This window comes from Microbulbifer mixtoriginis (SeqCode) (genome assembly GCF_052466695.1).
On sequence record NZ_CP174285.1, the window covers coordinates 2,181,828 to 2,206,594 of the forward strand.

The 24,767-nt window shown below is 51.0% G+C and carries 20 protein-coding genes and 1 other RNA gene; 11 read left to right on the forward strand and 10 right to left on the reverse strand.

The features are described 5' to 3' along the window. The first annotated feature begins 164 nt into the window (after positions 1-164). A complete protein-coding gene (locus ACJJI0_RS09705; RefSeq protein ID WP_444885708.1) occupies positions 165-2,042 on the forward strand; it encodes a DUF885 domain-containing protein in 1,878 nt (625 codons plus the stop codon). Positions 2,043-2,127: 85 nt separating this feature from the next. On the opposite strand, the gene ACJJI0_RS09710 is transcribed toward ACJJI0_RS09705, so the two are convergent. The 4 genes from ACJJI0_RS09710 to ACJJI0_RS09725 form a co-directional block, all read right to left on the reverse strand. Next, the gene (locus ACJJI0_RS09710) at positions 2,128-3,945 is read right to left on the reverse strand and encodes a DUF885 domain-containing protein (protein WP_444885709.1); all 1,818 of its coding nucleotides are present in this window, start codon (positions 3,943-3,945) and stop codon (positions 2,128-2,130) included. 135 nt (positions 3,946-4,080) lie between these two features. Continuing rightward, complete coding sequence (locus ACJJI0_RS09715) at positions 4,081-5,016, reverse strand: universal stress protein (protein ID WP_444885710.1); 936 nt, start codon at positions 5,014-5,016, stop codon at positions 4,081-4,083. A 275-nt stretch (positions 5,017-5,291) separates the two neighbouring features. Next, positions 5,292-6,005: a DnaA regulatory inactivator Hda gene (gene hda, locus ACJJI0_RS09720; protein ID WP_252085029.1), complete on the reverse strand. Its 714-nt coding sequence runs from the start codon at positions 6,003-6,005 to the stop codon at positions 5,292-5,294. Between the two features lies 1 nt (position 6,006). Beyond that, on the reverse strand, positions 6,007-7,104 hold the full coding sequence (locus ACJJI0_RS09725) for a DUF2066 domain-containing protein (RefSeq protein WP_444885711.1): 1,098 nt from the start codon (positions 7,102-7,104) through the stop codon (positions 6,007-6,009). A 276-nt stretch (positions 7,105-7,380) separates the two neighbouring features. Between ACJJI0_RS09725 and purM the strand changes: the two genes are divergently transcribed. The 6 genes from purM (at position 7,381) to ACJJI0_RS09755 (ending at position 14,107) form a co-directional block, all read left to right on the forward strand. Continuing rightward, entirely contained in the window at positions 7,381-8,442 is a 1,062-nt protein-coding gene (gene purM, locus ACJJI0_RS09730; protein ID WP_444885712.1) for a phosphoribosylformylglycinamidine cyclo-ligase, read from the forward strand. After that, entirely contained in the window at positions 8,442-9,095 is a 654-nt protein-coding gene (gene purN, locus ACJJI0_RS09735) for a phosphoribosylglycinamide formyltransferase (RefSeq protein WP_444885713.1), read from the forward strand. Before purM ends, purN begins: the two co-directional genes overlap by 1 nt. Before the next feature lie 93 nt (positions 9,096-9,188). Further along, positions 9,189-9,893, forward strand: coding sequence for a DUF3108 domain-containing protein (locus ACJJI0_RS09740; protein ID WP_444885714.1), 705 nt, complete (start codon positions 9,189-9,191; stop codon positions 9,891-9,893). A 247-nt stretch (positions 9,894-10,140) separates the two neighbouring features. Continuing rightward, complete coding sequence (locus ACJJI0_RS09745; protein WP_444885715.1) at positions 10,141-11,520, forward strand: OmpP1/FadL family transporter; 1,380 nt, start codon at positions 10,141-10,143, stop codon at positions 11,518-11,520. A gap of 491 nt (positions 11,521-12,011) precedes the next feature. Then, on the forward strand, positions 12,012-12,785 hold the full coding sequence (locus ACJJI0_RS09750; RefSeq protein ID WP_444885716.1) for a type IV pili methyl-accepting chemotaxis transducer N-terminal domain-containing protein: 774 nt from the start codon (positions 12,012-12,014) through the stop codon (positions 12,783-12,785). Between the two features lie 2 nt (positions 12,786-12,787). Next, positions 12,788-14,107: a YlbE family protein gene (locus ACJJI0_RS09755; RefSeq protein WP_444885717.1), complete on the forward strand. Its 1,320-nt coding sequence runs from the start codon at positions 12,788-12,790 to the stop codon at positions 14,105-14,107. Positions 14,108-14,176: 69 nt separating this feature from the next. Here ACJJI0_RS09755 and ACJJI0_RS09760 read toward each other — a convergent pair whose 3' ends face one another. Further along, entirely contained in the window at positions 14,177-16,039 is a 1,863-nt protein-coding gene (locus ACJJI0_RS09760; protein WP_444885718.1) for a M2 family metallopeptidase, read from the reverse strand. Between the two features lie 254 nt (positions 16,040-16,293). Then, positions 16,294-16,391: signal recognition particle sRNA small type (gene ffs, locus ACJJI0_RS09765), an RNA gene on the reverse strand. 129 nt (positions 16,392-16,520) lie between these two features. Between ffs and ACJJI0_RS09770 the strand changes: the two genes are divergently transcribed. From ACJJI0_RS09770 to ACJJI0_RS09780, 3 genes are all read left to right on the forward strand, one after another. After that, complete coding sequence (locus tag ACJJI0_RS09770) at positions 16,521-17,363, forward strand: 6-carboxytetrahydropterin synthase (RefSeq protein ID WP_444885719.1); 843 nt, start codon at positions 16,521-16,523, stop codon at positions 17,361-17,363. A 55-nt stretch (positions 17,364-17,418) separates the two neighbouring features. Beyond that, positions 17,419-18,135 (forward strand): 16S rRNA (uracil(1498)-N(3))-methyltransferase, encoded by a 717-nt coding sequence (locus tag ACJJI0_RS09775; RefSeq protein WP_444885720.1) that lies wholly within the window; start codon positions 17,419-17,421, stop codon positions 18,133-18,135. A 257-nt stretch (positions 18,136-18,392) separates the two neighbouring features. After that, the gene (locus ACJJI0_RS09780) at positions 18,393-19,754 is read left to right on the forward strand and encodes a substrate-binding domain-containing protein (protein WP_444885721.1); all 1,362 of its coding nucleotides are present in this window, start codon (positions 18,393-18,395) and stop codon (positions 19,752-19,754) included. 354 nt (positions 19,755-20,108) lie between these two features. Here ACJJI0_RS09780 and ald read toward each other — a convergent pair whose 3' ends face one another. Continuing rightward, positions 20,109-21,254: an alanine dehydrogenase gene (ald, locus tag ACJJI0_RS09785; RefSeq protein ID WP_252085017.1), complete on the reverse strand. Its 1,146-nt coding sequence runs from the start codon at positions 21,252-21,254 to the stop codon at positions 20,109-20,111. 198 nt (positions 21,255-21,452) lie between these two features. Here ald and ACJJI0_RS09790 point away from each other — a divergent pair, with 198 nt between their 5' ends. After that, positions 21,453-21,938, forward strand: coding sequence for an Lrp/AsnC ligand binding domain-containing protein (locus ACJJI0_RS09790; protein ID WP_152452263.1), 486 nt, complete (start codon positions 21,453-21,455; stop codon positions 21,936-21,938). 75 nt (positions 21,939-22,013) lie between these two features. Here ACJJI0_RS09790 and ACJJI0_RS09795 read toward each other — a convergent pair whose 3' ends face one another. The 3 genes from ACJJI0_RS09795 to putP form a co-directional block, all read right to left on the reverse strand. Further along, a complete protein-coding gene (locus ACJJI0_RS09795) occupies positions 22,014-22,478 on the reverse strand; it encodes an Mpo1 family 2-hydroxy fatty acid dioxygenase (protein ID WP_444885722.1) in 465 nt (154 codons plus the stop codon). A gap of 104 nt (positions 22,479-22,582) precedes the next feature. Continuing rightward, positions 22,583-23,095 carry an O-acetyl-ADP-ribose deacetylase gene (locus ACJJI0_RS09800; protein WP_252085015.1) on the reverse strand — a complete coding sequence of 171 codons (513 nt, stop codon included), beginning with the start codon at positions 23,093-23,095 and terminating at the stop codon, positions 22,583-22,585. A gap of 145 nt (positions 23,096-23,240) precedes the next feature. Next, positions 23,241-24,707, reverse strand: coding sequence for a sodium/proline symporter PutP (gene putP / locus ACJJI0_RS09805; RefSeq protein WP_444885723.1), 1,467 nt, complete (start codon positions 24,705-24,707; stop codon positions 23,241-23,243). Positions 24,708-24,767 lie beyond the last annotated feature (60 nt).

Sequence of the window (24,767 nt, forward strand, 5' to 3'; positions counted from 1 at the left end):
CAGAATACTGCCCCTAGTCAAAGACCCATCTAGTGCGCACAATACCCTCTGGAGTGCGCTGTTCTCGCCACGTTAAGCGCGGCCAGAATTGGCTCAAAAACCTAAAGAATGCCACCCAAGTGGCACAATATAGCAATGATTATCCGAACACTGGGAATATGCTTATGAAGTTGAAACCAACCCTGATCGCAGCTGCCATTAGCGCGCTGGTTATCAGTGGCTGTGACCGCGGCGCCCCCGAAGCTGCACAGCAGAATGCTGCCTCCGTCACCGCGGAAAGCAAGTCCATTCAAGACAGCACTGCCAAGGTGAGCCAAGAGGCCATCAAGCAGGTAAACCAGATGTTCGAGGACTTCTTCCAGGAGCATCTGTCTCGCAGTCCGGAGTTCAAAACCTTCCTGGGCAAAAAAGAAGATTACGATAAGTGGGATAATCTCTCCCCAGAATTCGCCAAAGAAACACTGGAAATCAACAAGCGCCAGCTCGCCGAGCTGAATAAGGTTGACCCCAATACTTTGGATGAAGCCACTCGCCTGAGCCTGCGTCTTGCCAAGCGCAATCTTGAGCAAGACATTGAAGGCTACAAGTGGCGTAACCACTACTACCCGGTCAACCAGATGTATGCCACCCATACCAGTGCGGCATCCCTGCTGATCAGCCAGCATCGTATCGATGCAGTGAGTGATGCCGAGGCTTACATCGCCCGACTGAACGGCATGCCCCAATACTTTGCCCAACTGGAAGAGAACCTGAAAGCCAACGCCAAGGCCGGTACTATTGTGCCGAAGTTTGTCTTCCCCTATGTGATCAGCGACTCACAAAACCTGATCAGCGGCGCACCTTTTGAAGGTGAGAAAGACAGTCCGCTTTTTGCTGACTTCAAAGGTAAAGTCGAAAAGCTGGAAATCAGCGCCGAACAGAAAAAAGCGCTGATCGATAAAGCCAGCACCGCCCTGCAAGAGAGCGCTGGCCCAGCGTACAAAAAACTGATCAGCTACTTACAGGAACTGGAAAAGAAAGCCACTACCGATGACGGCGCCTGGAAACTGGCCAACGGTGATGACTTCTACAAGTTCCGCCTCGGTGTATACACCACCACCGATATGACAGCCGATGAGATCCACCAGACTGGCCTCAAGGAAGTTGCGCGGATTCACGATGAAATGCGCGAGATTATGCGCAAAGTGAAGTTTGAGGGTAACCTGCAAGAATTCTTCGAGTTCATGCGTACCGACAAGCAGTTCTACTACCCCACTTCTGAGGAAGGTAAAGCGGAATACCTGGAGAAGGCTACCGCCATTATCGACACTATGAAGGGTCGCCTGGACGAGCTGTTTATCACTAAACCCAAAGCCGACCTGGATGTAAGAGCTGTGGAACCTTTCCGCGAAAAATCCGCAGGTAAAGCTTTCTATCAGCGCCCGGCGCCCGATGGCTCGCGCCCAGGTATTTACTACGCCAACCTGTATAACATGGAAGATATGCCCACTTACCAAATGGAAGCACTGGCTTACCACGAGGGCATCCCCGGTCACCATATGCAGCTCTCTATCGCACAAGAGCTTCAGGATATCCCCAAATTCCGTAAGTACGGCGGTTACACCGCCTACACCGAAGGCTGGGGCCTCTATTCAGAGTTAGTACCGAAAGAGCTGGGCTTCTATGAAGACCCCTACTCAGACTTTGGCCGCCTGGCAATGGAGCTGTGGCGTGCAGGTCGCCTGGTAGTAGACACCGGACTTCATGCCAAAAAGTGGACTCGCGAACAGGCTATCGATTATCTGGTTGAAAATACACCAAACCCGAAAGGCGATGTGGTTAAAGCCATCGAGCGTTACATTGTGTTGCCTGGTCAGGCGACGGCTTACAAAATCGGTATGCTGAAAATTATTGAGCTGCGAGAGAAAGCCAAAGCCGAGCTGGGTGATCAATTTGATGTGCGCGGCTTCCACGACACCATTTTAGCTAACGGTGCGGTACCTCTAAATGTTCTCGAAGAACTGGTAGACGGCTGGGTTGCAAGCGTTAAAGCTAAGAGCTAACTTCACCGGGTAAATAGCACCCAATAAAAAAGGCCACTCTCAGAGTGGCCTTTTTTGCAACTATCTAAAGGAGTTAAAAACTACCTTATCCTTTTTTAATTGCAATCCAGTCATCCACTTGGCGCTCCAAGATTGCCAATGGCAAGGCCCCATTGGTCAGCACCACATTGTGGAACTGGCGAATATCAAACGCCTCGCCCAGCTCGGCCTGGGCCCGATCACGCAACTGCAGAATTTTTAACATTCCAGCCTTGTAGGCCAGTGCCTGCCCAGGCATTACCAGGTAACGCTCGATTTCTGTGGTCACTTCGGTTTCGGTCATGCCAGTTTTTTCCACCATATATTCGATGGCTTCTTCGCGACTCCAGCGCTTGTAGTGCATACCAGTATCCACCACCAAACGCACAGCACGGAACATCTCGGCCTGCAAACGGCCAAGATCATCGTAGGGGTTTTCCTGAAAGCCCGCTTCCTTGGCAACCTGCTCAGAATAAAGTGCCCACCCCTCAGCGTAAGCCGTAAACAAACCCAATTTGCGGAAAGTGGGCACACCCTCTAGCTCCTGAGCAATCGCCAACTGGAAGTGGTGGCCGGGAACCGCTTCGTGATAGGCCAGCGTGCGCATACCAAATTTCTTGGTTTCATGAACATCACGCAGGTTTGCATAGAAAACCCCCGGACGGGAGCCATCCATAGCCGGAGGGTTGTAGTAAGCCCCCGGTGCGCCCTGCTCTTTAAATTCTGGTACCCGTCGTACTTCAACCCCCATCGCCGGCTTCACATCGAAATAATCTCCTAGCCCAGCATTAATCTCATCGATCATCGCTTGGTAGTCGGCAACTATGCGTTCGCGCCCCTCATCCGAATCTTCGTATAAAAACTGGGGATCATTGTTAATCACAGAAAAGCGGGCGCTGATACTGCCGCTATCTTGCCCAATTGAAGAGAAAATACGATTCATCTCCCCCTCTATTCTTGCCACCTCTTCAATACCAACTCGGTGCAACTCCTCGGGGGACAAATTCGTTGTGGTGTGGCTACGAACCTGGTACGCGTAAAACGCCTCCCCATCAGGAAGCGCCCAAACACCATTATTTTCGAAAACCTTGGGTTGTAACTCACGATAGTAAGCAATCAGATTCTTATATGCAGGATATACTTCTGCATCAATCAAGGCCTCTCCCTGAGCAAGGATACGCACCCGCTCCCCATCGGCCAGACCTTCAACTTTATTTAGGCGTTCTTCAAGGGAGGTATAAAGAATATTCTCATGGGCCGGTACCGCTATAAACTCTTGCATCTCTTCCAGCACGCTGTCGATAACAAAGCGGGGGGGTAGGATGTTTTTTTGCTCACGGATTTTTAGACCATCAAGCACCTGTGAAAATTTGCGGTCAACCTCACTCAGGCGGGAAAGGTAATAATCCGCTTCTTTGACATTATGAATCTGGTGCACTTCCGCAAGAAACTCCGGCAAGCTGTTTTGCACTCCAAACATTTGGTTAAGCGGATAATTGTGGTGTTTCCAGCGTTCCCCCTCCACCATATTGCCAAGAAAGTAGGCAAATACATCGTAAGAAATCGCTTGCTGGCCATCCATACCTGCACGATCGTACTCCTGCAGAACGGCAAGCTCATCCTTAATCATCTGCATCTGGCGCTGCTGTTCAGCCTCAGAAGCGTCATCAAGATGGGCATTGTGTCCATCGATTCCAAACTGCTCGAGCAATCGCAACTGGGAGAGAATTTCTGGACTGGTACTGCCGAGCTTGAAAAAGGCCCGCTCAAAGTACACATCTATTGACCAGGGTTTAAAATAGATCGCGTTGACCGCAACAACAGAAACCGCCGCCACCCCCAATAACAAAATACCGCCAAGCCATTTGGCCAACGTTTTAATCATTTTTTATTCTCCTAATATAGATATTGCGGTTCTAACTCCTCTCCGCCCCATGACGGCCCTACCCTGAGTGAGCCATGGCCAGCTAGATCATAGAAAAAACTATACTGCCGACACACCGCATGCCCATATTAAGCGCTATATCTTGATGGGAGAAACAAAATCACTGGGCTTTAACGCAAGCAGAGAGCAACTCACCTTTTGCAGAATATTCTCGGCAGTGTTTCCCATAATAAAACCGGGTATACCCGCACGACCCACAGTACCCATGATGAGGAGATCCAGCTCCTCCTCATCGATCAGCAGGGGAATATAGCTATCTGGGTGAGCAATGACATGGTGAACTTGAATATCCCCGCCGATACCCGCAGCCCGAATAAGTACATCCAATTTTGAGCGGTGTTGAGATCGAGCCGCTTCTGTAGCCTGGTCCAACTCCTCTTCAGAGGCGCTGATAGGGAAGTGACGACGCAAGAACTCATCAACGTCATAATCCCAGCAGGAAACAACGTGTAAAATACCGTTACAACTATCCGCCAACACCCGCGCCCAACGTAGTAAGCGGATCGCCAGATCGTAAGTACTCCCCTCATCACACTCGGGATCAATCGCCACGGCCACCCTTATCTCAGTGTGCGCACGCTCTATGGGACGACACAGCCACACTGGGCAGGGGCACTTGCGTAATAACTCCATATCAATGGCTTTGAAGCCCTTGAGCTGGCTCAGCCCCTCCACATTTTTAATTACCAGATCGTAACCTTCGCTAAGTACGCGGCGAATAACTCTCTCTGCAGGGCGTGGACCGCAGTCAGATTCGATCTCTATATTCACCTGCTCTTTCGACAGCTTCATACGCTCTCGAGCTGCGGCAATTCCTTCATTTACACGTTCCAGCATTGCCTTAACACAGAAGCTACTAAAGTCCTCAAACCCCGCCGGTACCGCTGGGCAAACCAGCAGCACCTTAATTTCCGCATGATTATTGCGGGCTATGGCAAAAGCCTGTAACAACCCACTGGACTCATCTTCAGCAGCATGGCTCACATAGAGGACTTTATGAATATTCGGCATAACAATTTCCTCAAACTGTGGGCATTGGAGGTAAAAGCAGACGGAGACCACCATGCAGCCCCTGCGGCCACCACCATTTAATATGGTCGATGAAAGCCAATTCACAGAAGAAGAATAGAAGTGCAGCTCTAGTCACCACCAGATTGAATACAAACCTGGGAACAAAAGAGGAAGCAAAGGGGGGGTTATAGAAGGGGCGGCGGCAGATGACCCAGAACTCTTTGACAGTCTCCTAGGTCAACTACTGAGTTAGGCTTAGGGGCAAATTGGATACCCTAGATATCCAGCACCTGCTTTACAAAGGGGATGGTAATTTTACGCTGTGCCATCAGGGAGGCCCTATCTAACTGCTCTAACAGCAGGAACAGTGCGCGAGTATCCCTAGGCGCGCGGTGCAAAATGTATTGCGCCACATCTTCGGGCAGATCGAAACCGCGCAGGCGGCTGCGCCTGCGCAAGGCAGCCACTTTATCGCGATCATTCATTGGCTGTAACTGGAATACCAGCGACCACTGCAGGCGCGACAACAAATCAGCCAAGGAGATATCCATCCCCCGCGGAGATTTTCGCGCCCCTAATAATAACTGCCTACCGCTGTCTCTGACCCGGTTGTATAAATGGAACATCGCCGTCTGCCACTCGGGCTGCCCCTCTAACAAGTGCAGGTCATCAATACACACCAGATCCAACTGCTCGAGGCCGTCGAGCAGTACAACCGGGTCCATGGCCATCAATTCAGCCATAGGAATATATTGGAAACTGCGACCATTGGCCTCGGCACTCTGACAAGCAGATTGCAGCAAGTGGCTAACACCACTTCCTGCATCCCCCCAGATGTAAATCACCGCTTCGGGATTTTGCCCACTGGCAAATGACTGCAGCAGAGCTACAACTTGGCGGTTGGGGTCCGACTCCGACAGATAAAAGTTATCGAAGGTAGCATCGTCTCGCAGGGATACTCCCAGCGGCAACTGTTGCGGAATACTCATCTCAATCCCAACGATAGCGCAACGGATTATCAGCGCTGCCCAAAGGTGCACGGTGCCCATTCAACTCAATGGCATCCTCGTCCCCATGTGCTCGCAACTTATGATTTAACGCCAGGGTATCGCGCAAATTGCGTAGGCCTACGGTGGCACTCAATGCCAAGCGCATCCGATCTCCCTCCACAGAAAGGAGATTTGCACTGCTCACCTGCGCCAGTCCCTGTAAATAGGCCGAGGCCTCTGCGTAATCGGCAAAGCTATCCACGCCAGATAACTCCACAAAAATTGAGCCCTGTTGGGCATCCTCAATACCGGGGCGCACGGCATAGCGTTGGGCAAGCAAGTTAGCCATCTGATTAACACCGCGCAGTGCAACCTCTTCCAAAGAGCCACCATTGCTATCAAAGGCATAACTGCGACCACCGTGCAGTAATAACCAATCAGCCTGCCAGCGGCGCCCCGACGCCTGAAGCAAGCGCCCCATCAAAGTGGCATCCGGCCTGTAGCGTAAACCAGCGCGCTCTGCGGCCTGTTCACTCTGAGCCCAAAGGTCACCAAGAGGCATATTGTGCTGGTCATTGAGGTCCATCACCGGGAAATCCAATGGCACACCGCGCTCCACAGCCATAGCATCCAATACCGAAAAGAGCTCCGGGGCATCTTCTTCCCTGAGGATACTGCGCCCTTCCTTTAGGGTATCCACAGCCAGCCACACCAGAGTGCCGGGGCGATTATTGGGCCACATCGGCAAACCCAACTGATGGACTTGCCTGGAAATAGCTTGGGGATCAAAAGAGAGATGAAGGTAGAGCTGGTTATCTTCGCTGGTGTAGCGGTAACCTTCTAGGAAATGCTGGGCTTTCTTCAGGATAGGCTGCAAATTTGGATTACTGCCAATTGCGGCGTCTCCGGTGACACGCACAAATATCCGCTCCAGCCCCCGGCTGCCAGCACTCGCGCGGTCAGTAGCCCCACGGCTCGGTACAGCCTCGACCACTTCATACAGGTCCGAGATAACTCGAGCCTGGACTGGCAGAATTAGGGCACCGAACAACAGGACCAAAAACTGCAACACCAATCCCTGCCGGAGCAGCTTGTGCATAGGATTCTTCTCCAAACCTCATTCCAACCCGTGAGCTTGCACGAAATCGTTGTTATTGCGCAAGACGCCAAAATCCACGGCTGGGATAAAAATTGGGGCTATTGTATCAGCGTCGGCGACTTCTCTCAGCCCCGAGTTCTCACTATTAGAGGGTTTCTAGCCGTTTAACTGAAGATAAATACCAGATTCCTTCATTGAGATGCCCACTGGGCGTGGCTACCGGACCAAGACCCGGCTAGAATACGCGCCCTTCGAAGACCCACTGCAGGAAGAATCATGAGCGATTCCAAGCCGCAAACCGCTGAAACATCCCTCTCTTATAAAGACGCCGGTGTCGATATCGACGCAGGTAACGCCCTGGTAGAGCGTATCAAGCATGTCGCCAAACGCACTTCCCGTCCGGAAGTCATGGGAGGCCTGGGCGGTTTTGGCGCTCTCTGCCAACTCCCCAGCGGCTATAAAGAGCCAGTCTTGGTTTCCGGCACCGATGGCGTGGGTACCAAATTACGCCTGGCGATGGACCTGGGCATCCACGACACCATTGGTATCGACCTGGTTGCTATGTGTGTCAATGACTTGGTGGTAGCAGGTGCCGAACCACTTTTCTTCCTCGACTACTATGCCACTGGCAAGCTGAATGTGGATATCGCCGCTGAGGTTGTCTCCGGTATTGGTAAAGGCTGTGAGTTGGCAGGCTGTGCCCTGGTCGGTGGCGAAACCGCCGAAATGCCCGGCATGTATGAAGGCGACGACTACGATCTGGCCGGTTTCTGCACCGGGGTCGTTGAGAAATCCGAGATTATTGATGGCAAAAAAGTAAAGAGTGGTGATGTGCTCATTGGACTCGCTTCCAGCGGCCCCCACTCCAATGGCTACTCTTTAATCCGAAAGGTACTCGAAGTCAGTGGCGCCGATTTACAACAGGAATGCGGTAGCGAAACGCTGGCCAAGGCATTGATGGCCCCCACCCGCATCTATGTTAAGAATCTGCTTCAACTGATGAAGAGCGTCCAGGTAAATGCCCTCAGCCACATCACCGGCGGCGGCCTGCTGGAAAACCTGCCCCGCGTACTCCCGGAAGGCTGTCTTGCTCGTGTAGACGTCACTAGCTGGGAGATGCCCGAAGTGTTCCGCTGGCTCCAACAGGCAGGCAACATCGACGCCCGCGAAATGTACCGCACCTTCAACTGTGGTGTCGGTATGGTAATTTGCGTACCTGCGGAACAAGCCGTCCAAGCACTGCAAACCCTGAAGCAAGCAGGTGAAGACGCCTTCGTCGTGGGCAAAATCGAAGATGCTGTGGCAGGCGCAGATGCCGTAGAGCTGGCGGGCCTGTAATGTCACAGGGAGTATGCAAAGTTGCCGTGCTGATTTCCGGTAGCGGCAGCAACTTGCAGGCGCTCCTGGATGCCTCGGCAAATGCCGGGGCAGACTTTTCCGTCTGCACAGTAATCAGCAATAAGCCCGAGGCCTTCGGCCTCAAGCGCGCCACCGAGGCCGGAGTCCCCACATCAGTGGTCGACCATCGCAACTTCTCCGGCAGAGAAAGCTTCGACCAGGCGCTAATCGCAGAAATCGACAGCCATCAGCCGGATTTGGTTGTCCTGGCCGGGTTTATGCGTATCCTCACTCCCGAGTTTGTTCGCCACTACAGCGGTCGCCTGCTCAATATTCACCCCTCTTTACTGCCAAAATATCAAGGGCTCCATACCCATCAGCGTGCTCTGGAAGCCGGTGATAGTGAGCACGGTGTTACCGTTCATTTTGTCACCGAAGAGCTCGATGGCGGACCACCCATCGTTCAAGCCGCCGTACCTATAAAGGAAGGGGACACTCCCGAATCTTTGGCAAAGCGGGTTCAGGTACAGGAACACGTCATTTACCCCATGGCTGTTACCTGGTTTGCCCAGGGGCGCCTAAAAATGCTGGCGGACCGCTCGCAACTGGACGGAGAGCTTCTACCTCTTAGTGGCGCCAGAATCGATAGTTAAGCAAAGCCAAGCTGGCGGGATCAGCATTGCAATGTACTTTGCGGGTCGCGCCAGCTAGTATTCAAAGAGGTTCAGATTTTGCGAGGCTCTGTCGTGCGCATTTTTATCTCCTCTCTGTTTTTTCTCTTTCTCTCCACTCAATCTCTCGCCAGCCAATTGGAACCCTTTAAGGCGACTTATACCGCAAGGTACAACGGCATTAGTGTTACAGCCACTCGTGAGCTTACTGGGCAAGAAGGGAGTTGGCGGCTGGACTTTAATACCTTTGCACTTTTTGCCAGCATTAAAGAATATTCCCGCTTTATCAGCCAGGACGGCAATATTACCCCCTACCACTATGAGTATCGCCGCAAAGGACTCGGCCGCGATCGCGGTACAGTTCTCAGCTTCGAACCCGACAAAGGCATGGTATTCAACGTTTCCAACCCGGAGCGGGATATGGAAAACGTATCGCCAAACATCCTGGATAAATTGAGCTATCAAATGCAGCTAACACTGGATGTCGCCGCAGGCAAAGAAAATCTCCAGTATGAGGTCGCCGACGGCAAGAAGATTCGCAAGTACACTTTCGCCAAAGAGGGCACCGAAGTAGTAAAAACACCAATGGGGAAAGTAGAAGCAATAAAGGTACGCCGAGTTAGAGATGCGGACTCAGAAAGAGAGACGACCGTCTGGATTGCACCTCAATGGAACTACGCCTTAGTGAAGCTGGTACAACGTGAGGAGAATGGCAAAAAGTACCAAATTACTTTGAAAAAGCTATCTATCAATGGCAAAAGTGTCGGTGCTGGCCAATAAATTGCCATTTTTTTACAGAGGCAAAAAAAATATTCACATTTGATGGATTTTTGCCTCCTTTCTCTTTATAAAGTGACTCCTTTCCCTTGCACAGGCAATTCCTTGTTGCCTAACCTGTTTAAAAGCGAGGGATTTGCTACGAAAACGGAAGGCATCTATATAAATCTAATGGCCTTCCCTCCATATCCCAGCATTTCCAATGCTACTTATGGTTTTCAGTAATCAGCAGACTTAGAGATGGGCTCTCATGAATAAGAAATACCTGCGACATGCAGTTTTAGCCGCAGCAATCGGCTCCGTTTCCCAAGGCGCTATGGCCGCGGGCTTCTACCTTCAGGAAACCAGCGCATCCGGCCTTGGCCGTGCCTTCGCTGCCGAAAACACTATCGGTGATAATGCCTCCATCCTAGCCCGCAACCCGGCTGGTTCTGCACTATTTGATACTTATACTTTGACTGGCGGCCTCACCTACGTCGACCCCGAAATCGACGTGGCCGGAACAGTTACTAACTACGCTTTTAGCCCGCAACTTGGCAGATATGTTGCCGTTAGCTCTTCTGTGGCTGACGCTAGCGACTATGCCACCAGCGCCTTTATCCCCAATGGGTACCTGGCAGCACCAATCAATGATGATTGGTCCTGGGGCTTAGCTATGTACACAGATTTCGGTCTTGAGACTGATTTCCCCGACAGCTTCCCCGGCACCATCATCGCCAACAAAACCAACTTGTTGACCCTTAATATCCAGCCCTCTGTTGCTTACGATATAAATGACACCTTTAGTATCGGCGCATCTATTAACTTCCTCTACGCCGAAGCAGAATTATTAACCACCTTCCCCACAGATTACGAAGTTGTTCCTGCTCTGGCCGATGCAACTATCTTGGATGTTAAAGGGGATGGCTGGGATGTAAGCTGGACAGTCGGCGCCCTGTGGCGCATTAGTGACAACACCCGCGCAGGTATTTCTTACCACGCAAAGTACGACCCCAAGCTAAAGGGTGATGTTAATTCGGATGTTACCCCCGCAGAAGATCCCTTTGATGATGCCAGCGGCAGCCTGACCCTGAACCTACCCGACACCCTGGAGCTGGGTCTATACCATCGTTACGATAACAACTGGGCTATCGCTGTTGGCTATATGTACACGAACTGGGATCGCTTCGAGCGCCTAGCCGCATTTGTTCCAGCGGGCGGCGCCGAGTGGGACCCTAAAGTACTTAAAGAGGAAAACTTTAAGAGCGGCTCCCGCTTCAGCCTTGCCGCCGAATACTTCTTTAATGACAATGTAACCGTACGCTTTGGTTACGCCCATGACGAAGGTGCAGCTCGTGACGGCTTCAATCGCCACGAAGAGGAAGTTATTAGAGAAGAGACAGGCTTCGATTTACCAATTACTTGGCGCACACTATCTATCCCCGATACCGACCGTCAATGGCTGACCCTGGGCGGCACCTACACTCACAATGATCGCCTGAGTGTTGATGCTGGCTTCGCTTTCATCTGGGGTGATGATGAGCGAATCCAGGAAGTTTCAGAGCCTGGAGCTGTTTTCGCATACTACGATGGCGGCACCACCAAGACCGAGGCCTGGCTATTCAGTGCAGGTGTAAACTACAGCTTCTAAGTAGTTCGCCCTCTCGACAAACAAAAGGCTCTACCCCGGTAGGGCCTTTTTTAATTCTCCTATCGACCTCTCACCCTAGCGCCTCCAAACCCACCAACACCTCACCCCCATCAGCATCAGCATCAGCATCAGCATCAGCATCAGCATCAATACCACTTAATAGCAATATTAAGAATTAGTGGTTAGATATCTGTCGAAAGTAATTTGTTATATAGCCACCTCAACAATTAAGAAAAACAACACAACATCGAAAATCGACTCATTATTGAAAATATACAAATTAATAACACTCACTTAAAAGAAAACCAAATGACTTTATCGAGAACACCAGCTTTCTAGATAATTTTTGTAACATGCCATAGTGAGTGACAACAGTGACTCTAAAACAGAAAGGTAATCCCCTCACTAATAAGTCTGAAATGGGGTAGCAGAAAAACTAGCAGGCAGGCCCAAAACCTCAAACTTAAAAAGCCAAACCAAAAGAGCAAAACATGAAATTAACCGCGGTATTTCTCCTATTAATAGCAAGTCTTGATGTTGCAGCATTAACCATGGGAGAGGCAATTAATATAGCAGGGCGTCAACGAATGCTATCTCAAAGAATCACGCAAGCATTTATCCTAAACGGTATACAACCCGAAGCACAACGCCACCAGAAAGTATTGAAACGGTCAGTGCAGGAATTCGAGCGTAACAATCAGAAACTTAATACGTTCCCAGCTGCAGAAAAAATCAAAGATCAGCTAAAAAAAGTACAGAGCGAATGGCAACCCTTTAAGCAACTCAGTCTGCAACCGGTAACCAGGGAAGGAGCAACCGACTTATTCCTGCGCAGCAATAAACTATTAACAGAAACGCACAGCTACGTGGTTAAATTACAGCAACTTGCCAATCACAATTCTGCCGAACTAATCAACATTGCCGGTCGGCAGCGAATGCTTTCTCAAAGAATTTGCAAGAATTATGCTGCTAAACTTTGGAACATCTCACCAGCTGAAGCGGAGCAAGGGCTACAACAAGATCTTACAGAGTACTCCAGTCGCCTAACCCGCCTTCTGGAAAGCACACTCAACACCCCTGAAATCAGCAGCAACCTTCTCAAAGCCAAAGATCATCTCAGTTATGCCAGCCGAGGCTTTGAAGGGGAAATGAAACTATCTGAACAGCGTCAGATTCAAGTAATTACTGGCACTACAGACTTGATGCTGCGCGATATGGATGTCGTTACCAAGCAATATGCCAGCTTGCTGGACTCAAGAGAATAGCCATGAAAACAGATGTTGAATTTAGGCCCAGTATGGAGGAGCTTCTGGAAAAGCTGGCAACGCCAAAATTCCGAGGCCTAAATCAACAAGCTAATGACGAAACCATAAAACGTATGAAGCAGTCCGTGCCGATTTTAATCGGGATTGGCAAAGCTGGGGATCACATACCCGGCATGCGTAAGAATCTGATTTTACACGCCGGCCCACCAATCACATGGAACCAGGCCTCTGGCCCTTTAAAGGGGGCAATTATTGCCGGCCTCCTATTTGAAGGGCTCGCAAAAAACAAAGAAGCCGCCATAGAGATGATGAAAAAAGGGGAGGTGGATTTAGAGCCCTGCCATGATCACAATGCCGTTGGACCAATGGCCGGCATTATTACCTCTTCAATGTCAGTGTATATTGTTGAGGACCAACTCTCTGGCTATAGAACTTACTCCAACCTCAGTGATGACAGAGGTGATTTTCGTGGAAGCTCCATTCGCTTTGGTGTTTACGAAAAAAGTGCTATCGATTACCTCCACTGGGTTGAGAACAATGTGGCCCCAGTTCTCAATCAAGCCATTGCCGATGTCGATGGGATTGACTTCCTGCCAATCATTGGCAGAAGCCTACTTATGGGCGATGACTGCCATGTAATGACCAATGCTGCCACTTTAATATTTTCCAGAATTCTCCTCCCTGGTGTTATCAAGGCCAGCCCTAAAAAAGAGTGGATAGAGAAAATTGCCTCACAGATTTACCAAGATGAATCATTTTCCCTGAATGCCATTATGGCCACCTGTAAAGCAATTGCAGATGCGGGTAATGGCATACCACATAGCAGTATTATCACAACCATGGCGCGTAATGGTACCGAGTTCGGCATCAAGATATCAGGACTCGGTGAAAAATGGTTTACCGGCTTGGCCGGTGTTGGACGCGGTTTTTTGATGCCCGGAATTACGCCTGCGGATGTCAACCGCGATATGGGTGACAGCGCAATAACCGAAACCGTAGGGCTTGGTGGTACTGTGAAATCACTATCCGGTTCAAACCTGGATACGATCGACAACACTCTCAAGATGTATAGCATTGCACACTCAGAGAGTGATTCCTTTTTAACTCCAGGTATTGATGATCGGGGGCCACCGCTTGGATTCGACCTATTAAAGATCGTCAAGACCAATACAACCCCAACAATCAACTCCGGCCTGGCACACAAAAATATGAATCGCTATATGGCCGGCACTGGATCACTTCACCCTCCAATGGAGGCTTTTATTAAAGCCGCTGTAGAGTTTTCTGAAGTTGAAGTCCCCTTAACTCAAATGCAGCCCTGACATTTTTTAAGCACAAAAAAAGGGGAGTAACACTCCCCTTTTTTGGCCACTTCTCGCAAAGTTAGCAAATTACCAGCCGCACTGACGACCCTTGTTCTGCTCTTCCAAGTATGCCATCAAAGGCTGGAAGTAATCGATAATTGCAGATGCATCCAGATCGCGCTGGCCAGTCAAAGCTTCCATCGCATCCGGCCAAGGCTTACTGGCACCCATAGCCAACATGGTACGCAATTTCTTGCCCGCTTCATCATTTTGATAAATAGAGCAGCGATGCAGTGGCCCGGTCTCGCCAGCAGCTTCACACAATGCACGGTGGAACTGGAACTGCTGAATGCGAGCAAGGAAATAGCGGGCATAAGGAGTGTTGCCGGGAATATGGTACTTGGCACCCGGATCGAAGTCCGCTTCTGTGCGCTCTACCGGGGCCTGGATACCCTGATACTCCTCGCGCAGCTTCCACCAAGCCTTATTGTAATCAGCCGGCTGAACCTCACCATTGAAAACCTGCCAGCGCCACTTATCTACCAGCAAACCAAAAGGCAGGAAAGCAATTTTATCCAGCGCCTGCTGCATCAGATAACCGATATCTTTACTCTCATCCGGCACCTCATCCATCAAGCCAATTTCCTTCAGGTACTTAGGTGTGATAGACAGGGCAATGGTATCGCCGACAGCTTCGTGGAAACCATCGTTGGCCCCCTCTTTATAGAGGAAGGGCTGCTCCTTATAAATGCGCTGATAGAAGTTGTGCCCCAGTTCATGATGGATAGTAACCAGATCTTCTCCGGTCTTGTTAATACACATCTTGATGCGGATATCATCCTGGCCGTCCATATTCCAGGCGCTGGCGTGACAGACAACATCGCGATCACGGGGCTGCGTGAACTGAGAACGCTCCCAGAAAGTTTTGGGCAATGGTTTGAAGCCGAGAGAAGTAAAGAACTTCTCACCCGCCTTGACCATATCCTGCTCGCTCATACCCGAGTCAACAACGAGCTGGGTCAGGTCATAGGGTGCCTGCATGTCATCGTCTTTGACTAGGTCATAGACATTGCCCCACTCCTGAGCCCACATATTACCAAGCAGATGCGCGGGGATTTTACCCTGAGCAGGAACTACCTCATCACCGTAGTGATCATTTAGCTTGGCGCGTACATGGCAATGCAATGCCTCATACAAAGGCTTCACTTTGCCCCACTGAGCATCCATATCGGCAGCGAAGGCATCTGGCTCCATATCGTATTTGGAGCGCCAGAAAACACTCAGGTTATCGTAACCCAGCTCCTCAGTGCCGGCATTGCCGATCTCCACTTGACGCTCATACAGAGGCTTCATAGGAGGGGAAACTTTACGCCAGCCCACCCACAAATCCTTAAGCAGCTCTGGGTCGCGGTTGCTAGCCATAACCTGACCCATCTCGGTCAGGGTGTAACACTTCTCAGCCCCTTCCTCTTCCCGACAGTACTTACCGGCACCATACATACCCTGCATTTTCGAGCCGATCTGGGCCAGCTCAGCGGTCAAAGCGGGATCTTTCGGCGCCGGGAACACCAAACCCTGCTTCAGCATGGTCAATTGGCGACGGGTATCTGGATCGAGCTCCAAGTCATTAAACTTTGCCGCTTCCGAAGCGAGCTCCACAGCCATCGTTGTATAGCGCTCGGAAGCGAGGGCTTCTACATACTGCGAATCAAGATTGATATAAGTGGATGCCAACCAAGCGGCGTGGCTCATTTCCTGAGCCATTTTCTCCAGGCGGGCCTGGGCATCATTGAGGAATGCCTTGGCATCCTCAGCAGTCAGCGGGCCATTTTTGGCCGCTGGGCTTTCTGCGGTGGCCTGAGCCACCCCCATGGATTTTGGTGACTGCTGATTGCTGTCACAGGCAGACAGCGCTACTGCAGCGGCAATGGCAAGAGCAACTTTCTTCATCTTCCCCTCAAATAATCGTTATTGGGCCTAGCTATAACTGTCGCCGTTTATAGCATAAGCAAGCTGCTAGCAGCGACGGTAAGCTTATGAGTTAGCTACAGATCGACACAAAATCTCACGTATTCGGCGGTTTCTGGGGAAAAATACGGCGTGATCGAGTACGGCTGCCAACAGACAGCGGGACGATTAGCCTCGGAGGCCATCTGGCGAAGAATCAGGTAAAGCTTTAAAAAGGAAGGCGTTTAAGGAGGCAGCCCAACCAGCAACACCCTCGGCACATGATACCACTGCTACCGTTGCTCCCTTCCGGGCCTGGCGGGGTTCGCAGCTGCTCATTGCGAGGGGACCGGAAGGGCCACCACAACGATCTTCGGTGCATCCGAAGAGGGCGCGATTATAGAGGGTTAAAGGCGCAAGTTCCAGCCCTATTAACAGGTTATAATAGGCGACTACTACTTTATCCCCTTCTGAAGAGTTAACCATGCATCTGTTTGTCGATAATTTGACCAATGTTGATTTCAGCTACCTGGACCACCAGCGTGGTTTAGTGGGCGAAACCTGGCTAGCAAATGCCGCCCTGGATGGGGCTCTCGATCACCAGGGCATGGTTTGCGATTTTGGTATCGTTAAAAAGACATTGCGCCACTGGCTAGATGATCAGCTGGATCACCGCCTCCTGGTTCCGATCCTCGCCCCTGGCCTGGCGCTAGCCCATCAAGACGGCAATATCTCTCTCAAGTGGCAACTCGCAAGCGGCGAGCAGATTTCAGTGTCTGGACCAGAACAGGCATTCGCCCTAGTAGAGAGTGGTAGCATCAATGCTGAAAGTGTTGCCCGCTGGAGTGTTCAGCAACTGGCTAACTCCTTCCCTGCCAGTGTCGAGCAGCTCAAGCTATCTTTTGAAGACGAGCAAATTCAGGATGCCTTTTACCATTACAGCCACGGCCTGAAAAAACATCAGGGCAATTGCCAGCGTATTGCCCACGGCCACCGCTCTCGCATCCAAATTTTTGTTAATGAAAAGAGAGACAAATCGCTAGAGCAAAAGTGGTCTCAACGTTGGAAAGATATTTACCTGGGTACCCGTGAAGACCTGCGTGAAGAGAGTGGACATAGCCTGATCTTCGCCTACAGAGCCCAACAGGGAGATTTCACCTTGGAGTTGCCCGCAAGCGCCTGTGAAATTTTGGATTGCGATACCACTGTTGAGCAGCTGGCTCAATATATCGCCACGACTCTTGCCGAACAGTACCCCGGCAGTGAAGTCAGAGTGCGCGCCTATGAGGGGCTCGGCAAAGGAGCCATTGCCAGTGCTAAGCTCTAGCCTCTGTAAAAGCCACTAAAACTAACAATTCTCCATAGTCTCAAGAGACTTGATTTTGAATTTGATTCTTTTGCAAGAAGCGGACTTTATCAGCCCTGATGTCGTCCGCCTCTCTGGCCGTAGGCTAGAGCATATTGTCAATGTCCACCGGGCCGAGCCCGGTCAGCAACTGCGCGTAGGTCTGCTGGACGGAAATATCGGCTATGGGCAAATCACTACTCTCGCCGATCAGCAAGTAGAGCTCCGAGTGGAGCTAAGTAAAAACGCTCCACCACCTCCTCCCATCACCCTGATCCTGGCGCTGCCACGTCCCAAAATGCTGAAGCGCATTATCCAGCATGTCACCGCACTGGGAGTTAAAAAGCTGGTCTTGATCAATAGCTATCGGGTGGAAAAGTCTTATTGGCAAACCCCATGGCTAGAAGAGAAAAAGCTTTTTGAACAATGCCTGCTTGGGCTCGAGCAAGCCGTCGACACACAAATGCCAGAAATTCTATTGCGCAAACGCTTTAAACCTTTTGTGGAAGATGAGCTACCCGAGCTGTGTCAGGGCTCTCAAAAACTGGTTGCTCACCCGGTCGGTGGCACTGCTTGCCCAGTAGATATCGGAGAGGCCTGCACCCTGGCAATTGGTCCTGAAGGGGGGTTTATTGCCTACGAAGTTGAGAAGTTAAAAGAAGCTGGGTTTTACTCTGTACACCTGGGCCCACGAATTCTCCGAGTAGAAACAGCCCTACCAGTTCTGGTAAGCCGACTTTTCCCCTCCTGTTAAGTGTAAGTCCCGAGTCGTGATCACATGCCAATTTCACAGTGCATGTGATCCATACTTCTCATATTTATTTCACAAGCCATTAATATCGCTCTCCCCAAGCTTTCAAAAAGCTACGGCAATATGGTCTTGTTTACCGCAAATTGTCCTGGACTCAAATTTGAGACTTTTGCACGCTTCCTTCATGAATAATTCATCATTTTGTCACAATTAAGACATATTTTGCGGCCTCGTTTTACTTCCCTAGGCTCTGAAATCACATGTACCTTTTTCTTCAACGACTGTGCCGCTCATTAATACTATTAATACTGCTTGCTACTAACCTTCTAAGCCCTTTCGCCACCGCTGAACTTCCTCCTTTTCCTTCAGACAGCAATGGAAAGCTATTTAGCCTACACGGCTCCAATACTATTGGCGCACAACTGGCACCCAACTTGGTTCAAGACTATTTCACTGCGAAAGGAGCGAGTGACATTAGTGTCCAGCCACTAGACGCTCCCAACGAAGTCCGTATTCAGGCAAAAGTTGGCAACAATTCTGTATTTGTCGATATTGCTGCACATGGTTCCAGTACGGGCTTTACTGGGTTAAAACTGGCAAAGGCCGATATCGCCATGGCTTCGCGCCCAATCAAAGACGGTGAATTCACAGAGCTGAGCACACTGGGCGATATGCGCAGCCGCAATGCGGAGCATGTCATTGCCATAGATGGACTGGCCATAATAGTGCATCCACGCAACCCACTTCACCAACTGACCCTACAGCAAATAAGTGCTATTTTTTCTGGTCAAATCAAAGACTGGTCGGAACTCGGTAAAGGCAAAGGGCGAATTAACGTTTATGCCCGAGACGACCAATCAGGCACCTGGGATACCTTTAAAAGCTTGGTACTTGGCAAGCGTTACGCTCTCACCAGCCGGGCCAAGCGCTTCGAGTCCAACGATCAACTTTCCGACCGTGTTACCTCTGACCCGCGCGGAATCGGCTTTGTTGGGCTAGCATCCATCCGCCAGGCAAAGGCTGTAGCCGTTTCTGACCAAAATACTCTGCCGCAGGCTCCAGAGCACCTAACCATTGCTACGGAAGACTACCCACTGTCACGCCGCCTTTTCCTATACACTCCGATTTATTCCTCCAACTCTACAGCGAAAGAATTTCTGCGTTTTGTACAGAGTGAGCCGGGACAGGAACAGGTGAAATCCTCTGGATTCGTCGCGCAAACTCCCATCGGCTTTAAACTAGAGGATTCTCGGGAAGGACCAAGCGAATATTTGAAGCTTACCCGAAATGCTGAGCGACTCAGTATCAATTTCCGTTTCTCCGAGGGCAGTGCTTCCCTGGATAACAAGGCTCAGCAGGATATTGAAAGGCTGGCAAAGTACATGGAAAAGCCACAGAACCAAGGTCGAAAACTATTACTTGTCGGGTTTGGCGATGAGAAAGTCAGCCCTGAACGTTCGGTTATCCTATCCAAACTTCGCGCAGTTACCGTACGTTCAGCTCTGCGCGATTATAAAATTAGTACCGCGCCAGTGCAGGGTTTTGGTGCTTACCTCCCAATCGCCTCGAATAACTCCAGCGCAAAAATTAAAAATCGTCGAGTTGAAGTTTGGCTACTCTAGCCATTAAAGTCCGGCCAGAATCAGGGAAGAAGAAACGAATAAGGCTGGATAAATAGACATCTAAAGAGAGGCCACCGCGGTCTCCTTTTTTTACGACACAAATCATTGTATTTGTTGAGAAATGAAAAATAGTTAAGGAGTAAAATTATTTTTTTAGGGGGAGCGGAGCTATCGTTCAAGGGTAACGATAAATTAGCAATAAAAAAGCCGCGTTTAAACGCGGCTACAATGGTGGCACAAGCCACCAGGTCTCACAGAGAGGAACGCCAAAGAGCGCTCCGGGGAAAATTTCCCTTCAAAACAAGCGCGTTACCGCTTTCTTGTTCAAGGTGCGGCTGACGCAGCCGCATCCTATTAAGCTACGGCGCCTTCCGCCTCAGCTACTTTTTGCAAAGCCAGCTTCGGATCTACAAACTCATATCCCAGTACATCGGCAACTGCCTTGTAAGTCACCATACCGGCGTGAACATTCAGACCTTCCAGCAGGTTGGCATCATCCAGCAACGCCTGCTTAGCGCCTTTGTTTGCCAAGGCTACAGCGTAAGGCAGGGTAGCGTTGTTCAGAGCCATGGTGGAGGTGCGTGCTACACCACCGGGCATGTTGGCCACACAGTAGTGCACTACACCATCGACAACGTAAGTGGGCTCCTGGTGAGTGGTCGCTTTGGAGGTTTCGAAACAGCCACCTTGGTCGATAGCTACATCCACTACCACTGCACCCTTCTTCATACGGCTGATGATATCGCGGGTCAGCAGCTTGGGAGCTGCGGCGCCAGGAATCAGCACTGCACCTACGACCAGGTCTGCTTCCAGGGCGTGCTTTTCAATCGCATCATTCGTGGAGTACTCGGTGCGTACAGCACCACCAAAAATGTCATCCAGCTGACGCAGACGTGGCAGTGAACGGTCCAAGATAGTGACGTCAGCACCCATACCCAGCGCCATCTTGGCGGCATTGGTACCAACAACACCACCACCGATGATGAGCACTTTGGCAGGTGCAACACCGGGAACACCACCCAGCAGTACACCGAGGCCGCCCTGAGCTTTTTCCAAGTGATGCGCACCACACTGTACAGACATACGGCCGGCAACTTCGGACATGGGGGCCAGCAGAGGCAGGCCGCCAAAGCGGTCAGTCACAGTTTCATAGGCGATGCAGGTTGCACCAGATTTCACCAACAGCTCGGTTTGCTTGGGGTCTGGAGCAAGATGGAGGTAAGTGTAGAGAACCTGCCCTGGGCGCAGCATTTCGCACTCATTGGGCTGCGGCTCTTTCACCTTGACGATCATATCGGCAGTAGCAAAGATCTCTTCCGGAGTCTCGATGATTTTGGCTCCGGCCTGCTCGTACATTTCATCAGTAAAACCGATAGCGGCACCGCCATCTTTCTGTACGATTACTTGGTGACCATGGCCGATCAGTTCGCGAACACTAGACGGCGTCAGGCCAATACGGTACTCGTGGTTTTTGATCTCTTTCGGGACGCCAATCAACATTTTCTGCTCCTTAATCTCTGCGTTTGGCGTAGTCTCCGCAAAAAGCTCGGAGCTACACCTACTTTCTGTGTTTTACCCAGTATAGGGCCACTTTAAAAGTGGATTTCTGTAAGAATTTTTAACAAACTAGTGGAATCAACTACTTACAATAGTAATAAGACTATTTATTGATCTGATCGCCCACAAAGGAAACAAGATATGCGCAAGCGCGCGGGAGAACTGAACACCGTAGACCGCAATATCTTGCGAGTTCTGCAAAAAAATGGCCGTACCAGCTATGCAGAGCTAGCTCGTCAAGTGGGATTGACTGCTACGCCATGTGTCGAGCGGGTGAAACGGCTGGAAAACGATGGGGTTATTCAGGGGTATACCGCGCTGATCAATCCAGAGTTCCTCGACGCAGCCCTGGTGGTTTTTGTGCAGATTCGCCTAAACCGTTCCGCCCAGGACGCCTTCGAAGAGTTCCGCAATGCTGTAGCAGCCCTGCCGGAAGTACAGGAGTGTTACCTGGTATCAGGCAACTTCGATTACCTGATCAAGGCACGAGTTGCCGATATGAGCGCCTACCGTAAGTTTTATGGTGAAACCCTTCTGACCCTACCGGAGGTACAGGAGTGCACCAGCTATGTGGTGATGGAGGAAGTGAAAGAGACTTTAGAGGTGCCGGTCCATTACAACCGCTAGCCCCAATTTGCGGAGTTAGATCACAAGAGAGACGACTGATCCATCGCCTCTCTTGCTTGCTAACAGTAAATGAAATCAGTACTGAATTCTGAGCTTTCGATAGATGAAGCCTATCACCCAGGCGGGGCCGATAAGCAGGAATTGAATATCCTTGAAGAAGGAAGGTTTTTTCCCTTCGATATGGTGACCGATAAACTGAAAAATCCACATCAGCACAAACAGTCCCAGCGCGGTTTGCCAGACGGGTATTCCCAGCCGCTCTACCACAGACCAGGCCCACAGACACACTAGCGTTAGTGCAGTCATCCCCAGGCCAATGGAGAATGACAGGGCGAAATAGAACAACATCACCGGCACTGTGATCACTACGGCCCAATTTAACCAGGGTATTGATGCCATAAATTGCGGCTGGGGTATGGCCCATAAGAGGCCAGCGACGGTGGCGTAAATCACTGGTACCGCAATCCAGTGAATCGATTTATTGACGGGGTTCTGATGGCTTTCACCATATTCGGCAAACCACTGTTGGGCACTGCGCATGACAATCTCCTTTTCTTATTTTTTATTGTCAGACGCTCATCTTGCTAAACAGCTGCAACGCAATCAATGGCCGAATGTATCAGGCAAAAGCGCAAAGTAATCAGTTAACGCCGCACATAGGCATCCAGTTGGGTGTGATAGAGCTCTGCCATTTCCTCGTCGAAACAACAAAAAACAATACTCACTGGCGCCCCTTCCCTCTCCTGGTGTTGCTGTACCTGCTCTACAGCAATTTCCACAGCCTGCCTGGGAGGGTAATCGTAAACACCGCAGCTAATCGCGGGGAAGGCTATAGAGTACATGCTCTCTCTCCGCGCTAAGGCCAGACACTGGCGATAGCAGCTCGATAGCAGCTCTGGCTCACCCAGGCGGCCCCCGCGCCAAACGGGTCCGACCGTGTGATAAATACGTTTAACGGGGATTGAGAAAGCGCTGGTAGCACGGACCTCGCCAACTGGACAGCCGCCGATACTTCGACAAGCTTCCAGTAGCTTAGGACCTGCGGCACGGTGAATGGCCCCGTCCACACCACCACCGCCGAGCAGGCGTGTATTGGCGGCGTTGACGATGACATCGACGTTCAATCGTGTGATATCACCGAGATGAACTTTGATCACTCAGTATCTCCAACCGCTATTTGAATAATCGCTGCGGATGGAAATCCTTTTCGCTTCACAACAGTCGCGCCCATGAGTAGGACGCGTCCTTTGCACTGCAGACAAGTGGCCGGGCCAATGCAACAGGGCCCCGCAGCCCCCGGGCTTATCCCAGCAATTTCTTGTGTTGGGAGGCCACAGTTTCCGGGCATTTCGTCAGCGCGCTAACTATGACGATAGCAGCTGCTGAGAAAATGAAACCTGGCAGCAACTCATAGATATCGAAGATTCCCCCAGACAGCTGCTCCCAAATCACTACGGTAAGCCCACCGACAAGAACCCCGGCAATGGCTCCACTGCCCGTCATACGGGACCAGTAAAGGCTGATCAACAGTGCCGGGCCGAACGCGGCACCGAGTCCTGCCCAGGCATAGCTCACCACATCCAAAACCTTGGAATCCGGGTCCATCGCGATCCACACCGCGATCAGGGAGAGCCCAACAACAGCCCAGCGCCCCACTTTAACCATGGCCTCCGGACTGGTCTTGCGACCAAACCAAACATGATAGATATCTTCCGCCAGTGCCGCAGATGACACTAACAGCTGGGAATCTGCCGTACTCATGATGGCTGAGAGGATCGCTGCCAACAGCACACCGGCAACAATCGGGTGGAACAACACCTGAACCAGCTCCATAAAGACAGTCTCACCATCGGGCAGCCCTTGTTCCATTTGCAGATGGGCAAAGAGACCCACCGCCATGGCGCCGAGAAAACCGATCAGGGACCACACCGCGGCAACGGTTGCCGCTGCCGGCACATCATCGGGGCTGCGCACTGCCATAAAGCGCGCCAGGATATGGGGCTGACCAAAGTAACCCAGCCCCCAGGCCAAAGAGCTGAGAATCGCGACTAAGCCCAATGCCTGGCCGCTGCCATCTGTGAGCCAATGCGTTAATTGCGGTTGCTGCGCTTGCAACTGGGCCCAACTGGCGGAGAAACCACCCTGGTCAGAAATCACAACCAATGGTACGGCAATTAGAGCAGCGCTCATTAATAAGCCCTGAAACACATCAGTCCAGGATACCGCCAGGAACCCACCAAACAGCGTGTAGGAAATGACAGCTATAGCACCAACAATTACCGCCCAGTGGTAATCCCAACCGAATACCGTTTCAAATAGCTTACCGCCGGCAATCAGACCAGAAGCCACATAGAAGAGGAAAAACAGCAGGATAAAGACCGCGCATACCGTGCGCAGGTAGGGGTGCCCCATTTTGAAGCGACGATCCAGGTAAGCGGGAACTGTGAGGGAGTCATCCAACTCATAGGTATAAATACGCAGGCGACGCCCCATGCTAACCCAACTCAACACAATTCCCGAGAACAGGCCTATAGCGATCCAGCCTGCGGAGAGACCGGCAGCATAAGCAGCTCCGGGCAAACCCAGCAGTAACCAACCGCTCATATCCGAAGCGCCAGCCGACAAGGCTGCTACAGCTGGAGGCAGCGAACGGCCACCGAGGAAATAGTCACTGGCATTTTTGGTGCGTAAATAGGCGTAAATACCGATCACCAGAATCAGAGCCAGGTAGGCGATAAAAGTTAAGGCGACGAGCCACTGTGCGGACATGGGAATTCCTTCTGCTCAAAAACGGAATGGCACCGAAAGAAGGCAATGACTGCGACACTT

What these genes read in the sequence shown, in the direction of transcription:
- ACJJI0_RS09705 (WP_444885708.1), top strand. Translation starts at nt 165, where the DNA reads ATGAAGTTGAAACCAACCCTGATCGCAGCTGCCATTAGCGCGCTGGTT.
- ACJJI0_RS09710 (WP_444885709.1), bottom strand. Translation starts at nt 3,945, where the DNA reads ATGATTAAAACGTTGGCCAAATGGCTTGGCGGTATTTTGTTATTGGGG.
- ACJJI0_RS09715 (WP_444885710.1), bottom strand. Translation starts at nt 5,016, where the DNA reads ATGCCGAATATTCATAAAGTCCTCTATGTGAGCCATGCTGCTGAAGAT.
- hda (WP_252085029.1), bottom strand. Translation starts at nt 6,005, where the DNA reads ATGAGTATTCCGCAACAGTTGCCGCTGGGAGTATCCCTGCGAGACGAT.
- ACJJI0_RS09725 (WP_444885711.1), bottom strand. Translation starts at nt 7,104, where the DNA reads ATGCACAAGCTGCTCCGGCAGGGATTGGTGTTGCAGTTTTTGGTCCTG.
- purM (WP_444885712.1), top strand. Translation starts at nt 7,381, where the DNA reads ATGAGCGATTCCAAGCCGCAAACCGCTGAAACATCCCTCTCTTATAAA.
- purN (WP_444885713.1), top strand. Translation starts at nt 8,442, where the DNA reads ATGTCACAGGGAGTATGCAAAGTTGCCGTGCTGATTTCCGGTAGCGGC.
- ACJJI0_RS09745 (WP_444885715.1), top strand. Translation starts at nt 10,141, where the DNA reads ATGAATAAGAAATACCTGCGACATGCAGTTTTAGCCGCAGCAATCGGC.
- ACJJI0_RS09750 (WP_444885716.1), top strand. Translation starts at nt 12,012, where the DNA reads ATGAAATTAACCGCGGTATTTCTCCTATTAATAGCAAGTCTTGATGTT.
- ACJJI0_RS09755 (WP_444885717.1), top strand. Translation starts at nt 12,788, where the DNA reads ATGAAAACAGATGTTGAATTTAGGCCCAGTATGGAGGAGCTTCTGGAA.
- ACJJI0_RS09760 (WP_444885718.1), bottom strand. Translation starts at nt 16,039, where the DNA reads ATGAAGAAAGTTGCTCTTGCCATTGCCGCTGCAGTAGCGCTGTCTGCC.
- ACJJI0_RS09770 (WP_444885719.1), top strand. Translation starts at nt 16,521, where the DNA reads ATGCATCTGTTTGTCGATAATTTGACCAATGTTGATTTCAGCTACCTG.
- ACJJI0_RS09780 (WP_444885721.1), top strand. Translation starts at nt 18,393, where the DNA reads ATGTACCTTTTTCTTCAACGACTGTGCCGCTCATTAATACTATTAATA.
- ald (WP_252085017.1), bottom strand. Translation starts at nt 21,254, where the DNA reads ATGTTGATTGGCGTCCCGAAAGAGATCAAAAACCACGAGTACCGTATT.
- ACJJI0_RS09790 (WP_152452263.1), top strand. Translation starts at nt 21,453, where the DNA reads ATGCGCAAGCGCGCGGGAGAACTGAACACCGTAGACCGCAATATCTTG.
- ACJJI0_RS09795 (WP_444885722.1), bottom strand. Translation starts at nt 22,478, where the DNA reads ATGCGCAGTGCCCAACAGTGGTTTGCCGAATATGGTGAAAGCCATCAG.
- putP (WP_444885723.1), bottom strand. Translation starts at nt 24,707, where the DNA reads ATGTCCGCACAGTGGCTCGTCGCCTTAACTTTTATCGCCTACCTGGCT.